The 13860-nt window shown below is 47.6% G+C and carries 13 protein-coding genes; 3 read left to right on the forward strand and 10 right to left on the reverse strand.

The genetic code is table 11. From position 1 onward, the window contains the following. Positions 1 to 216: 216 nt before the first annotated feature. From AB7D94_RS12900 to AB7D94_RS12910, 3 genes are read right to left on the reverse strand one after another with little or no spacing between them, the layout of a single operon-like run. Positions 217 to 612 (reverse strand): putative barnase/colicin E5 family endoribonuclease, encoded by a 396-nt coding sequence (locus AB7D94_RS12900; protein ID WP_420266297.1) that lies wholly within the window; start codon positions 610 to 612, stop codon positions 217 to 219. A 53-nt stretch (positions 613 to 665) separates the two neighbouring features. Beyond that, complete coding sequence (locus AB7D94_RS12905) at positions 666 to 1652, reverse strand: acetyl-CoA carboxylase carboxyltransferase subunit alpha (protein ID WP_420266298.1); 987 nt, start codon at positions 1650 to 1652, stop codon at positions 666 to 668. A gap of 15 nt (positions 1653 to 1667) precedes the next feature. Beyond that, positions 1668 to 5051 (reverse strand): DNA polymerase III subunit alpha, encoded by a 3384-nt coding sequence (locus tag AB7D94_RS12910; RefSeq protein WP_420266299.1) that lies wholly within the window; start codon positions 5049 to 5051, stop codon positions 1668 to 1670. 164 nt (positions 5052 to 5215) lie between these two features. On the opposite strand from AB7D94_RS12910, the gene AB7D94_RS12915 reads away from it, so the two are divergent. Continuing rightward, positions 5216 to 6418, forward strand: coding sequence for an AAA family ATPase (locus AB7D94_RS12915; protein ID WP_420266300.1), 1203 nt, complete (start codon positions 5216 to 5218; stop codon positions 6416 to 6418). After that, on the forward strand, positions 6415 to 7290 hold the full coding sequence (locus tag AB7D94_RS12920) for a hypothetical protein (protein ID WP_420266301.1): 876 nt from the start codon (positions 6415 to 6417) through the stop codon (positions 7288 to 7290). Before AB7D94_RS12915 ends, AB7D94_RS12920 begins: the two co-directional genes overlap by 4 nt. Positions 7291 to 7401: 111 nt before the next feature. On the opposite strand, the gene AB7D94_RS12925 is transcribed toward AB7D94_RS12920, so the two are convergent. Next, positions 7402 to 8688, reverse strand: coding sequence for a thiolase family protein (locus AB7D94_RS12925; protein ID WP_420266302.1), 1287 nt, complete (start codon positions 8686 to 8688; stop codon positions 7402 to 7404). Positions 8689 to 8846: 158 nt separating this feature from the next. On the opposite strand from AB7D94_RS12925, the gene AB7D94_RS12930 reads away from it, so the two are divergent. Further along, the gene (locus tag AB7D94_RS12930; RefSeq protein WP_420266303.1) at positions 8847 to 9152 is read left to right on the forward strand and encodes a response regulator; all 306 of its coding nucleotides are present in this window, start codon (positions 8847 to 8849) and stop codon (positions 9150 to 9152) included. 21 nt (positions 9153 to 9173) lie between these two features. On the opposite strand, the gene AB7D94_RS12935 is transcribed toward AB7D94_RS12930, so the two are convergent. From AB7D94_RS12935 to AB7D94_RS12960, 6 genes are all read right to left on the reverse strand, one after another. Further along, complete coding sequence (locus tag AB7D94_RS12935) at positions 9174 to 9524, reverse strand: DUF4189 domain-containing protein (RefSeq protein ID WP_420266304.1); 351 nt, start codon at positions 9522 to 9524, stop codon at positions 9174 to 9176. 199 nt (positions 9525 to 9723) lie between these two features. Next, positions 9724 to 10542: a carbonic anhydrase gene (locus AB7D94_RS12940; protein WP_420266305.1), complete on the reverse strand. Its 819-nt coding sequence runs from the start codon at positions 10540 to 10542 to the stop codon at positions 9724 to 9726. Positions 10543 to 10602: 60 nt separating this feature from the next. Continuing rightward, positions 10603 to 11616 (reverse strand): GTPase ObgE, encoded by a 1014-nt coding sequence (gene obgE, locus AB7D94_RS12945; protein ID WP_420266306.1) that lies wholly within the window; start codon positions 11614 to 11616, stop codon positions 10603 to 10605. 121 nt (positions 11617 to 11737) lie between these two features. Further along, positions 11738 to 12004, reverse strand: coding sequence for a 50S ribosomal protein L27 (rpmA, locus tag AB7D94_RS12950; RefSeq protein ID WP_420266307.1), 267 nt, complete (start codon positions 12002 to 12004; stop codon positions 11738 to 11740). Between the two features lie 2 nt (positions 12005 to 12006). Beyond that, positions 12007 to 12321, reverse strand: coding sequence for a 50S ribosomal protein L21 (gene rplU, locus AB7D94_RS12955; protein WP_420266308.1), 315 nt, complete (start codon positions 12319 to 12321; stop codon positions 12007 to 12009). Between the two features lie 112 nt (positions 12322 to 12433). After that, a complete protein-coding gene (locus AB7D94_RS12960; protein WP_420266309.1) occupies positions 12434 to 13750 on the reverse strand; it encodes a metallophosphoesterase in 1317 nt (438 codons plus the stop codon). Positions 13751 to 13860 lie beyond the last annotated feature (110 nt).

Genomic DNA, 13860 nt, shown 5'->3' on the forward strand with positions numbered 1-13860 from the left:
CATGGGCGGGGGCGAAGATTGACTCTATTCATGTATGTTTCGCAGGAATGACAGATTTATTGCATTTGAATGCTATATTTTGCATTAGTTTGACTCTGGTATGACAACAATTCGCATATAGTGCGTTTGCCCTGCTTTCGCCCCCTTGACAGTCACGTTCGGCTGTGGTAAACTATTGCTATCCTTCCCTTGCGGTGCAGGAACTCGTTGCGCCGGTTAATCTCCGGTAACGTTTGCGCTCCTATCGGACGAGGGAGGATATTTATCAAAGACTGTCAAAAGCCACTTCTTATCTTTGCCACTCCAATCTAACCTGACTACTGCTCTGTAATCTGGAGTCTTCATATCCATATTGGCGTATTTAGGATTATCTTTATGATATGAAATATCTCCTTTTTCAACTATCTCAGGCAGTATTTTTAATATCCCTTCGCCATGCCTTTCTATAATATGTGATAATCCATAACCCTTTTGCCCTGTCTTGCCCCATACCAAATCAATATCGCCTATCTCCGGCCTGTGAAGCACACCAACGGCCTCGCCTTCTTTTGTCTTCAAGAGATGCTCAATGGCCTCATCCGGTTTGCCCTTGAACTGTGTGTATGGGGCCAAAATCCCCTCCGGTTTGACTACGGGGCAACCTTACTCCGCGCCTTGATACACATCTAAGTCACCGGACCAGTGTTTTCGGTGTATACACCGATGTTTCTGAACTTCTGATGTCTTGCCTCTATGAGCTGCCCGATGGGTATGCCCCTCAGTGTTTCAATCTCACTGAGAATGTATTTTTTTACATTAGCGGCGGTCTCGTCATGGTCCCTGTGGGCACCGCCCTGAGGTTCCTCTATTATCGCGTCTATTACATTAAAACCCCTCAAATCGGCCGCGGTCAGTTTTAAGGCCGTTGCCGCACGCGCAAAATCCTCCTGATTCAAACCCTTCCCCGTATTCCAGAGGATGGCGGCACAGCCCTCAGGTGATATGACTGAATACACGGAGTGCTCAAGCATGACAAGCCTGTCCGCCACGCTAAGGGCGAGCGCCCCGCCACTTCCCCCCTCCCCAATGACTATTGACACAATGGGCACGGCGATAGAGAACATCTCCATAAGATTTGTCGCTATTGCCTCAGACTGGCCGCGCTCCTCCGCCCCAATGCCGGGAAATGCGCCGGGCGTATCCACAAAGGTTACGATGGGGAGGTTGAATCGCTCGGCTAATTTCATAATGCGCAAGGCCTTTCTGTAGCCCTCAGGATGGGGCTGGCCAAAATTTCTGATAATCCGGTTCTTTGTCCCCCTGCCTTTCTGGTGTCCCGCTATCATTACCGCAACATTGTCAATTACGCCAAAACCGGCTACAATGGCCGGGTCATCAGCAAACCTTCTGTCGCCGTGAAGCTCGGTGAATTCACTTGCAATCCTCTCTACGTAGTCCTGCGTATAGGGGCGCTCCGGATGTCTTGCCAACTGGCATTTCTGCCACGGGCTGAGGCCAAGGAATATCTCTTTTCTGAGCGCTGTGAGCCTTTGCCTGAGGGTGGCTATCTCCGCATCCTGCCCCGCTGCGTCAGCGCCGCCAAGCTGCGTCAGCTCTTCTATCTTTAGTTCAATCTCTTCTATGGGCCTTTCAAAATCTAAATATACCTTCATATCTCTATAACCCGGTTAGTTTAACTGAACCGACCCCTTGTGAGTCAGCGACTCAAGCGCGTCAATTAACACGATATCGTTGGAGGCGCAGTATGAGGTGGCAATTACTGTCTCCTTTTCATCATCACAGAGGCGAAAGTAAACGGGAATAGCGCCCTTTGCCGTAGTAAGGGCACCTTTTATTTTAATAAACTGTTCACGGCTGCAAAGTGCCGAATCAAGTCTTATCTCTATTTTTGTGTATCGCTCATCCAGCGCCCTTTGCAGTTCCTGAACCGACGAGACAATTATTTTATGCCCCTTTTCAGAGGAATCGTGCCGACCGCAGATGATTACGACCGCGTCTTTTTTCAACAGCGGCTCGGCTCGCTGAAATACGTCGGGAAATACGATTGCTTCCACTGAGCCGTCGTCGTCCTCGATGTTTAGTATTGCCATTTGTCCTTTTTTGTCCTTCAACTGCTTCTTTTTTATTGAGGTTATAATACCGGCCAGACGAACGTCTTCGTTTGTCGGGGTGTCGTCAAGGGCAGATGTCCTGGTGATATTTATCCTTTTCAGTTGGCCCTCGTATCTCCTTAGGGGATGGCTTGATATATAAAACCCAAGCGTTTGTTTTTCATAGCCGAGTTTTTCACTTTCCTCCCATTCATATACCTGCCCGGTGTGCTTAAAGTCTGACGGGTCTCCAAACAGCGATGGCATTACGCGGGTTCCCGTCAGGAGCATATCAAGGCTGTCAAAGGCCATTGCGCGGGATTTAATCATGACGTCAAACGAACCGGCCTTTATAAGGCTCTCTATGACCTTCTTATTTACCTTGCGAGAGTCCACCCTTTGAATGAAATCCTCCAGCGAGGCAAACGGTTTTGCCGCGCGCACCTCAAGGATTGACTCAATCGCGGCGCTACCAACGCCTTTGACCGCCTCAAGGCCGAAACTTATGGCCGAGCCGATGATGGTAAACTTGCTGTGGCTCCTGTTGATGTCAGGGGGCAGGATCTCTATTGACATCTCGTGGCATTCCTTGATGAATTTTACTACCTTATCCGAGCCTTCTTCACATGATAAGTTTGCCGCCATGAACTCCACGGGAAAGTGTGCCTTCAGGTAGGCCGTCTGATACGCAATATAGGCATAGGCCGCCGAATGGGACTTGTTAAACCCATATTTGGCAAACAGCGCCATTAGATCGAATATTTTGATAGCGATTTTCTCTTTTATGCCGTTTTTGACCGCCCCGTCAACAAAGTTATCCTTTTGTTTGTCCATCTCGTGGCTTATCTTCTTACCCATTGCCTTTCTCAGGATGTCTGCCTGGCCCATTGAAAAGCCCGCAAGCTTATTGGCTATGCGCATCACCTGTTCCTGATAAAGAATAACGCCGTAGGTCTCATCAAGGATTTCCTTGAGCTGCGGAAGTTCGTACTGGACGGCGATATGGCCTTTTTTTCTCTTTATAAAATCGTCTATCATGCCGCTGCCAATAGGCCCGGGCCGGTACAGGGCTACAAGGGCTATGAGGTCCTCAAAGCGGTTTGGTGCCATCTTTATCAGAATATCCCTCATCCCGGGACTTTCAAGCTGAAAAACCCCTGTTGTAAGCCCCGAACTCAGCAGGTCATACGTGGCCTTATCGTCAAATGATATATGCTTCAGGTCAATTTCTATCTCTCTTTCCTCAAAATATTGCAGTGTCTTACGAATAACGGTTAATGTCTTAAGGCCGAGGAAATCGAACTTAAGCAGGCCGATTTTCTCTATTGAGTTCATATCGAATTGGGTGATAATGGCGTCTTCTGATGGATGCTTATAAAGCGGTGTGTAATCGGTAAGGGGGGTAGGCGATATAACAACACCCGCCGCGTGCGTGGAGGCGTGTCGGCAGAGGCCCTCAAGACGCATGGCTATGTCAACGAGGCGTCGCACGTCTTCAGACTTGTTGTATGCGTTTCTTAGTTCAGGTTCGGCCTCAAGCCCCTCTTTAATAGTTATGTTGAGGGTTGTGGGAATTAGTTTGGCTATTTTATCAACCTCAGAGTAGGGCATCGCAAGGGCGCGGCCTACGTCTCGGATTGCCGCCTTGGCGGCCATAGTGCCGAAGGTAATAATTTGTGCGACATGGTCTTTGCCGAATTTCTCCGCCGTATAGTTAATGACCTCACCGCGTTTGTCCTTGCAGAAATCCACATCTATATCAGGCATACTTATTCGTTCGGGATTGAGGAATCGCTCAAACAGGAGATTATATTTGAGTGGGTCTATGTCGGTGATGTCGAGGCTGTACGCTATTAGGCTGCCGGCGGCGGAGCCTCTGCCGGGGCCGACGGGAATATCCTTAGTCCTTGCGTAGTTGATAAAATCCCACACGATAAGAAAATACGAGGAGAAGCCCATTTTTTTGATTATCTTCAGCTCGGTCTCAAAGCGCTCCGCGTACTCTGTGGGAATGGTGCTGCCGATTTTCTTCTTTATACCGGTACGTGCCAGCCTCTCCATGTACTCATCCGGGGTCAGGCCGTTTTCGATTGTATATTGAGGGAGCATATTTTTATATAATTTAAATGTGAGATTGCATTTTTCGGCCACTTCCCTTGTGTTTAACACGGCCTCCGGGATGTCAGCAAACGCGGCCTTCATCTCATCGGGGGACTTAAAATACAGGCCGTCTGTCTTAAATCTCATCCTGTCTGTGTCATAGACGGTCTTACCGGTTTGGATACACAGGAGGATATCATGGGCGACGGCATCCTCTTTCTTCAGGTAATGGGTGTCGTTAGTGGCGACGAGTTTGATATTAAGTTCTTTGGACAGCTCAATGAGTTTTCTGTTGACATCAATCTGTTCAGGGATGCCATTGTCCTGAATCTCAAGATAAATATTTCCCGGGCCGAGGATGTGTTTATATCTGAGGGCGGCCTCTCTGGCGTTGTCTATCATATCGCGCTGGAGGTAGTAGGGGACTTCGCCTTTAAGACATGCGGTGAGGCCGATGAGGCCGCCGCTGTACTGTTCAAGCAGGTCCATGTCAATACGCGGCCTGTAATAAAACCCCTCCAGATATGCCTTAGAGACGAGCGACACGAGGTTTTTGTAGCCGTCCATGTCCTTGGCAAGCAGGATGAGATGGAAATACGAGCCTTTACCACTGTCTTTACCCCTGTCGAAACGGCTTCCCTGGGCGACATAGACCTCGCACCCGATGATGGGTTTAACTCCGGCGTCGAGGGCCTTCTTATAGAACTCAATAGCGCCGAAGAGGTTGCCGTGGTCGGTAATAGAAAGGGCGGGCATCTTATACTCAACGGCTTTTTCGACAAGCTCACCTATTCGCACAGCCCCGTCAAGCAGGCTATACTCCGTGTGAAGATGAAGCGAGACATAATCCGAGTGGTGCATGATTGGTGTAGTTTAACTTAATCTGCCGGTGAGGTCAATAGGCCATTTTGGCCTATATCCACAAAACTTTAAAGCATCAGCATTCCCACTATTGATATCATAGCTCATAAATGATTATCATATGGGCATGGAAGAGAAGCGCGGTCTGAGAGAAGGAGTAAATCATGAGAGAAGAAAATAAAGTGGCTGGTGAGCTAATAGAGGAAGCGAGCAGGAAAGTGCAGGATCTCTTTGATCAGCTGGCAAGTACCTCTGATTATGTGGCAAGGATCTCTGAATTATTAGGTGTAGAGCAGACTTCTGGATTATTAGGTGTAGAGCAGACTAATGTCTTTTCTGATAGAATTGATTCTCATTTCAGCTCTATCACAATTGAATCCTATAAAGTTTTCAAGAATTTATGCTTCGATAAACTTGCTCGTATCAATCTTGTGGCTGGTTTGAACAATTCTGGAAAGACCTCCTTGCTTGAAGCTATTTATCTGCTTGCCCGCCAGAATGATTTCAACGGCATTCTTGGAGTAATTCAGAGGCGCGGGAAAATCCCTGAAGAGCGCATACAGGCAGAATGGCTTGTGAATCAGATTGCAAGGCCGATTGCCATAAAAGGCGTTTTTGACGGCAAACTGGCCGATGTAACTATATCTGTCATTCAGGAAAGTAATGCCTCTCTGGATATGTCAAAGTATCTGAAATCGGTAGAAATCGCCTCTAATTTTGACAATCACAAACAAGAATCTATGACCCGAATTTTCAAAGGTCAGGAGAGGGTGTCGCTGGCTGATTCCATTAAACTCCTGTGCAACGCAATATACAGCAGTCCATTCTTTATGAATGAACCCCGTCATTATTCAACTTTTTATCATGCGAGCGTCCGTTCCAAGTCACTCCCTAAGATATTCGATTTCATAAGGCAAGAGATTGTGCCTACCATTAGTGACATCCGTTTAATTGTAGACTCCTATAGATTCCTTGTAACCGATTCACGGTTTGATGAGCCCCTTGATCTTACATCCTATGGAGAAGGACTTCAACGCATATTCTTTATGTCGCTTCTTTTTGCATCAGCCCAAAATGGTATTTTATTGATTGATGAGTTTGAAAATGCCATCCATGTTGATCTTATGGCAAGATTTGCCCCCTTTGTCTATAAGCTCGCCATAGAATTTAATGTTCAGGTATTTTTAACCAGCCATAGCAAGGAGTGCATTGATTCGTTTGTGCAAAATATAGATAAGAAAGAAGACATATCCTTACATGCCCTGATTCCATCGCCGGAAAAAGCCATAGATCATTGGGAAACCGGAGGTCAGGAATACTCGACACTTCTGCGCGTTGCCGATGTTGATTTGAGGAAGGCACAATGACTGAAAGTATCAATGCCCTTCTTATATTCTGTGAGGGACCGCATGATATAGCTTATGTCAGAATGGTTATGCAAAAACTGCTGTATTTTGAAAAAGAAGAAGTGCTGTTTAAAGAGCTTCCCTCACCTTTTCATAAACTACTCAAGCAAACTGTAAACACACACGCGGCTAAGGAGTTGCATTTGGATATGGCCCATAAGTTTTTTCTACCAGATACCATTCTTCGAAATGGTAATCATTTGATGTTGCTATTCAACTGCGGTGGGAAAGGTCAATATGATAAAGTAAGGACTTTAATTTCTGATTATATTCCGGCCATGAAGGTTGCTCCGCGCTTAGCTGAGGGAACAAAAGAGGTTGTTGATTCTATTCGATATTTGTTTGTCTATGATGCTGACGCTGAAGGAATCGAAGGTATTATTAAGAGTGTTAACAACAACTTTAGCTCTATAAACAATGCGAGTTTTATCAACACTGAATGGAAAAAATCTTCTCACTCAGACTTTGGCAGAGTTGCAGGCGATAAAGCTGTTTACGTGTGGGGAGAAAATCCAGCCAGAGGAACATTAGAAGATATTCTTATCCCATTATTTACTAAAGATCAAAAAACATTAATGGGTGATGCAAAAGCCGCAGTTGTTAAGATGTTTCCTCGGGATACAGGTAACGCCGACCCCGCCATTGCTGTGCCAGCGATGGCAAAGCAAAGCAAATCAATTTTGACTTTAGTTGGACAGGGGAAAAAGCCTGGTTTTTCAATGAGTGTTATTATTGAACAAGCGGAATTGCTGGAAGACACGACGCTTAAGACAGATTCGACAACAAAAGAATTCACTAATTTCGTAGCTGAATTCATAGGACTGTCTGTATGAACGTTATATGATTACTGACGCTATCGTTTTGTTGTGTCCCTCTGCACTTTTGTAAATTACTGAATAAAACGGCGGAAACATAAGTAGTGTTTCCGCCGTACGTAAACTAAATTATCTCTCTACTAACATCGCAAAGCCCATGCCGCCGCCGATGCACATGGTGATTATGGCATTCTTATGGCCCTTGCGTTTCATCTGATTCATGCAGGTTACGAGCTGTCTTGCGCCCGTGGCTCCGATAGGGTGGCCAAGCGAGATGCCGCTGCCAAGTTCGTTAGGCTTATCGTTTGAAAGCCCTAATTCCCTCACGCAGGCGATGGCCTGTGAGGCAAAGGCCTCGTTGAGTTCCCAGCAATCTATGTCTTTGGCCGTCATCTTGTTGTCCTTCAGGAGTTTTCTCACGGCAGGTATCGGCCCTAACCCCATATAGGCAGGGTCAACGCCGCCGGTGGCAAAGCCCTTTATCTTTACAAATGGCTCAAGGCCGTATTCCTTTGCCTTCTCCGCTGACATCAGTAAAACCGAGGCGGCGCCGTCGTTTATCCCGGAGGCGTTTCCAGCCGTCACTGAGCCGTCTTTTTTGAAGGCGGGTTTCATCTTCGCAAGTTTCTCCATGGATGTATCCATAGGTCTTTCGTCTGTGTCAATTATGGTGTCTCCCTTGCGGCCCTTAATTACTACGGGGACTATCTCCTTTGCGAATGTGCCGCTTGTTATGGCCGCGCGCGCCCTTGTATGGCTCAGAAGGCTCAGCTCATCTTGTTCCTGCCTGCTTATGCCGTATAAATCCACTATGTTCTCTGCCGTTATCCCCATGTGATAGCCATAAAATATCTCATACAGGCCGTCAAATACCATGAGGTCGTGTATCTCGCCTATGCCGGTCAGCGCCATGCGATAACCCCATCTGGCCTGCAACAGCGCAAAGGGGATATTGCTCATGCTCTCCATTCCACCTGCGATGACTACATCCGCCTGCCCGCTCATTATTGAGGCGGCCCCAAGGGCAACTGATTTAAGACCCGAAGAGCATACCTTGTTTATTGTGTAGGCGGGGGTTTCTTTTGGCACTCCAGCCCTGATCATTGCCTGCCTTCCGGGATTCTGGCCTTGTCCGGCCTGCACTACGTTGCCCATAATCACCTCATCTACGGCGATGGGCTTAAGGGAATCAGCATAGTCGTGATATTTCTTTTCAAGGTCAGTCATTCCCTGCCCTTTCAACTTATCAGGCGCAAAGTCCTTTGCTGAGTCACTCTCAACAGGCCTCAGGCCCACTTTCCTCAACGTCTCCTTAATCACAAGCGCGCCAAGGTCAATCGCGGTGACATCTTTCAACGAACCGCCAAATGCCCCAACCGGCGTCCTAACTCCACTTACCACAACAACTTCTCTCATACCTTCTCCTCCTTACATTTAATGACGGCATTGTTTCATGCCGCAAATCTCAAGCCACGGCTAACCGCAATTACTCCCCCAAATATGCAGGCAACCGCATTCTAAATATGCTATAATATCATCTATTGCACTGACTTATGTCAAGTATGCGGGGCAGGGTGTGTCGTACCAAAGAGGATAATGCTTACTACGATATACCGGTTATGTTTGTCACAGCCCCTGATGATGAGAATAATGAAACAACCGGCCTTGAACTCGGCGCGGTTGATCATATTACAAAGCCGTTTAAGTCGAATTTCGTTAAACTCAGGGCAAAAAACCAGATCGAACTGAAACGGCGGCGCGATATTCTATCAAGGCTTTCTTCGACAGACGGACTAACAGGCATAGCGAACCGCCGTTTTTTTGACGATTTTCTTAAACAGGAGTGGATCATGAGGTGCATGAGGTTCACCTATGCGTAGGTGAACCTCATGATGACATCGTTATTTTTCACATTCCGAGGCAACTACCACGCAATTATGATCGCAGTTCTCGATGGCTTTTTCGTCTGCTGTCTCTTTATCCGCGCCCCATCCAACTCCAAAGTACTTAGTGCTCATAGCAACAGCGCCGCAGGACTCAAACCAGACGCGGAACTTACAGTCTGTACCACCGTGGTTCTTACACGCCTTCATCGCACATGCCTTCGCCGTGTCTTTATCGGCCGCACCAGTACAAACACCATACATTTCCTCTTCCTCGGAAATTGCAATCGCCCCTGTGGCAAATACCTTCTCCGAATAGCCGACGCTGGCAATCAGCACCAACACCAGCAAATACACAATTTTTTTCATATTGACCTCCAGATAGAATTTATAGGCGGTAAGACCGCCCTCTGTTAGAATGAACTGTGCGGGTACGTTACCAGCACTACTGCCAGAAAGTCAAGATGTTTTAAGCCAAAATGGAAATGCCCTATTAGGTAAATTACCGGCATTGTATCCATCTGGCTGTACAGTTTATGTCACTCTAAGTGTCTTGTTTGGAAAGTGCTTATTTTGATTGTTGTAACTGCCTGTCGTTTAGTGGCTGGACAGGTCTGGCGTTGCTGCCGACAACAGCGATAAACTTATCTATCTGAGCCTTCGAAACTTCTATGGGGCTGTTGACAACATTCCAACTTACGCCTTCGCTGCATGGCGGTGTGGTCAAAGACCCGCTGTAAACGAAAAGACTATCCATTTTAGGCAAAAGGGCAGACGCGTTGATGTTTACCGATGGTACGGACTTTTCCTCATTGACCTTATCGGGCAGATTGTCCCATAGTGTCTTTATAGCGGCGTTTTCCTTGCCCTCGGCCATGAACACACCCAAAACTGCCAGTTCACCCTTGTCGTTTTTGTGCACTAAATGCAGTTCCATGGGATATGACTTGCCTGTAACGGTATGTTCGCTTGGGTGGTGAAAATGAAACTGAACCAACTGGTAAGTAATTCCGTTTATAGCAATGGTACTGCCAGGGGCATAATTAACCTGTATAGTGTGGCCGTTGTTGATTATCTTTAACGGGACTGCTTTATAATCAACCTTGTAAGCAATCTTTTTATCGGCGTTTTTCGATTCTTTAATGTCAACTGGAGACTGGTGTTTGCCAGTTTTACATACCGCATACTCAGTTGACAGCTCTCCCCATTTAACAGGTCCGCTATCGCCTTCATATGTCCAGTGTGCCTGATGTCCCTCCTTCGCATGTTCCGCTTCTTTATCTCCGGCAAAACCACTCCCCGCAAAGACAAACAACGCTGCAAACAAAATACACCCATAAACCCCAATACTTCTCGTGTTAAATCTGTTTTTCATCCTAACGGCCATAAATACGATCCTCCATCTGTTTTTTTTATGACACAAATAGTGGGAATCCCACCATTTATATTATACCAATTTTTTCAGGGTTATCAACCTTTCAGATATGAAACTCACCAGCTCGTCCAGTCCCTGGTGAGCCACGGCTGAGATTGCGAAAAATGGAATTTCATGTTCGGCACAGTGCTGCCTTAAAATGTCCAGCCGCTGCCCCGCCCCTGCGATATCGAGTTTAGTGCCCACGACTACTTGTTCTTTAGAGATTAGTGTCTCATGGTAAAAACCCAGCTCCTGATTAATTACTCCAAGTATGTCAACAGGGTCATCTTCAATATGTTCTGATATATCCACCAGATGAATCAGCAGCGAGGTTCTCTCGGCATGGCGCAAAAACTGCAGTCCAAGTCCTGCCCCATCATGCGCCCCCCCGATGATTCCCGGAATATCGGCCACGGTAAAACTCATGTAATCTTTCAGCTTCACCACGCCAAGGTTGGGCACAAGGGTGGTGAATGGATATGGCCCTATCTTTGGCCTTGCCGCCGAGATTGCCGCAATCAGTGTGGACTTACCAGCATTGGGCATCCCGATTAGTCCCGCGTCGGCAATTAATTTTAACTCAAGGATGAGGCCGGCCTCTTCGCCGTCTTCGCCGGGTTGGGCAAACTTTGGGGACTGGTATGTTGAGCTTTTAAAGTGGGCATTGCCCTTGCCCCCTCTTCCCCCTTTTAGAACGACGGCCTCTTGAGCGTCTGCCGTCAGGTCTGCAATTATCTCCTCTGTGGTGGCGTTTTTGACTACCGTGCCGGTGGGAACCTTGATTATGAGGTCTTCCCCTGCGGCACCGTGCTTGTTGCTTCCCTTGCCGTGGCCGCCGTTTCTGGCCTTGTAGTGCTTTTTATATCTATGGTCAAGCAGGGTGTTTAACTGCGCGTCCGCCCTGAAGATTATATCTGCGCCCTTGCCGCCGTCACCACCGTCCGGGCCGCCTTTGGGTTTGAATTTTTCCCTGAGAAAACTTATACATCCCCTTCCGCCATGGCCAGCCTTTGCGTAAACACTTACATAATCTACAAATTTCATAACCCGCCCGATGAGATTGGTGCCCCCGCGTGGCGGGTAGCGCCAGATAAGTTGCCGCAAAAAATAAAAACGGGGAGCATGACCTCTCCCCCCGTTAAAACATAATTATATCCTATTTGTCTCAGGCTTGAACCGCTAAGGGATATACGCTTATTTTCTGCCTCGTCTTGTCCTTTCTCTCGAATTTAACAACGCCGTCCACTTTTGCGAACAACGTATCGTCAGAGCCTATGCCTACGTTTGTGCCGGGGTGAAACTGCGTGCCGCGCTGCCGGACAAGGATGCTGCCAGCGGTGACGGCCTGGCCACCGTATCTCTTAATCCCCAGACGTTTCGCCTTGCTGTCTCTTCCGTTTCTTGTACTTCCAACACCTTTTTTGTGTGCCACGGTTAACCTCCGATTATATCTTCAATCTTTATCTTTGTATATGGCTGCCTGTGGACTATGTGTTTTCTGTGGGCCTTTCTCGGTTTCATTTTAAATACCTCAACCTTCTTATCCCTGCCGCCAGAAACCACCTGGGCCTTTACCGTCGCGCCCTCCACGTATGGCTTTCCTATGAATAACTTCTCATCTTTATAAAGCAACAGCACTTTATCAATTGTGATAGAGTCGCCATCGTTACCCTCGATTTTTTCCACCTTAAGTATCTCATTGTTTACAACCCTGTGCTGCTTACCGCCCATCTCTATTATAGCGTACATCGTGTACCGGCCTCCTTGCGTAAAATTAAGCTCTCACTAATCATACTAGAATAGATATTAGAGCATAAATTATATTATTTTGTCAAAATTAAATTATGGAGCGCGCCGTGAGCTATTGGCACGAGGCAGGGCCAACGTCACATGACGTTATTGGCCTGCCGTTTTTGTCCCTAAGTGTCACGCCCCAACTGTCGCCCACCGGCTCAATAGTCGCAAACCCGAAGGTTGACACGCTCTTTATGTCTTTCAGGGTCTTTAAACCGATTCTGTAGCCCCGCACTTTTGCCGATATGGCGGGGTCGGGCAGGGTGCCGCTATTACCAACGATAAACTGAGGCGGTGTGCCTTGTTCGTTAAAGCTGAACATATCAAACACGCTAAGGTGCCCGGAGATAATCATATCGTACTTCGAGAGTAAGGCGTCCCATTGGGCAGACCTGAACGCGGTTTGAAGCGTGTGGTTCAGTGTAGAGAGGCTGTCCTGATGATTTGCCTCATTTGGGTTTTGAGCCAGTGCCCAAATCGGCCTGTGGGTAAGAAACCATCGGTGCCTTGAGGCGGTGTTTTCGTATGTCTTAATGTATGAGGAATATTTGCCGGCTTTAGCCGCCGCGTATGAGGCGTCGTCAGCGCTTGTGGAGTCCATTACGCTCAGCGTGAGGGTATCAAGGACGACGTTATAAGGCTGCGAGAAATTCTCACATCTCTCTGAGTATGGAAATGGGTCAAGAAGCCGAAACCATCCCTTTGGATTAAGTACGCAGTTTTCTCTGTCGCCCCTTAAGAATATCCACGGGGCAGCGGGCAGCAGATTGCGCGCGGGTAAGAAGAGGTCTGCCTCCCATGTGTCCCATATGTCGCCATGAGGACTTCTGCGGCATCCATCGTTGTCATAGGGGCAGAGGGAGTCTCTGTACGTATAATCCCCTACATGGATGATTAAGTCTGGCTTATATCGGGTGGCCGCCTCGGCAATATCTGGAAATGGCCACGCGGCGCTGTTATTACAGGACTGCGCGTCATCGTCAGTAATCTTGCACCCCGTGTCTCCTATTACCAAAATGCGGGAGGGCGATTTTTTTAACAATGGCAGTGCCGTGCCCTCAACAGATACGCTTTTTGCCTCAGGAGGGATTTCTACCTCACACACCGTAACCTCCCATTTGCCCTTCTCTTCGATGGTTATGTTTGCAGGGCGTTTACGCATGGATACGGGTGCTGAGTCAATGGCGGCGTCAGGGCATATAGTCCCTTTTGTCACAGCCCTAGCAATGGCACTGCCGTTAGGGCCAAGCTCCACCCACTTATATAAGGGCTTAGAATACGTCGCCGGTGGTGGCTGCACGGCGCTCCCGCCGCACTGAGACAGAAACGGCAGGATAAACACCCAGCAGAGTATGCTTTTTAGTAAATAAAGTTGTTTTTTCACGGCGTAACGGTATGATAATACAAACACGGTGATAAGTCAAGCGCAATTGAAATTGGGCAGCGATTCTCGGTGAAGGCAAGAACGATACTGGTAGTATGTATAGTATAATC

It is taken from the genome of Candidatus Magnetominusculus dajiuhuensis, from assembly GCF_046044395.1.
In the GTDB taxonomy this organism is placed as follows: domain Bacteria; phylum Nitrospirota; class Thermodesulfovibrionia; order Thermodesulfovibrionales; family Magnetobacteriaceae; genus Magnetominusculus; species Magnetominusculus dajiuhuensis.

Coding starts and splice junctions, on each gene's coding strand:
- rplU (WP_420266308.1), bottom strand. CDS start 12,321: ATGTACGCTATAATAGAGATGGGCGGTAAGCAGCACAGGGTTGTAAAC.
- AB7D94_RS12925 (WP_420266302.1), bottom strand. CDS start 8,688: ATGAGAGAAGTTGTTGTGGTAAGTGGAGTTAGGACGCCGGTTGGGGCA.
- AB7D94_RS12915 (WP_420266300.1), top strand. CDS start 5,216: ATGAGAGAAGAAAATAAAGTGGCTGGTGAGCTAATAGAGGAAGCGAGC.
- AB7D94_RS12920 (WP_420266301.1), top strand. CDS start 6,415: ATGACTGAAAGTATCAATGCCCTTCTTATATTCTGTGAGGGACCGCAT.
- AB7D94_RS12905 (WP_420266298.1), bottom strand. CDS start 1,652: ATGAAGGTATATTTAGATTTTGAAAGGCCCATAGAAGAGATTGAACTA.
- AB7D94_RS12935 (WP_420266304.1), bottom strand. CDS start 9,524: ATGAAAAAAATTGTGTATTTGCTGGTGTTGGTGCTGATTGCCAGCGTC.
- AB7D94_RS12940 (WP_420266305.1), bottom strand. CDS start 10,542: ATGGCCGTTAGGATGAAAAACAGATTTAACACGAGAAGTATTGGGGTT.
- obgE (WP_420266306.1), bottom strand. CDS start 11,616: ATGAAATTTGTAGATTATGTAAGTGTTTACGCAAAGGCTGGCCATGGC.
- AB7D94_RS12910 (WP_420266299.1), bottom strand. CDS start 5,051: ATGCACCACTCGGATTATGTCTCGCTTCATCTTCACACGGAGTATAGC.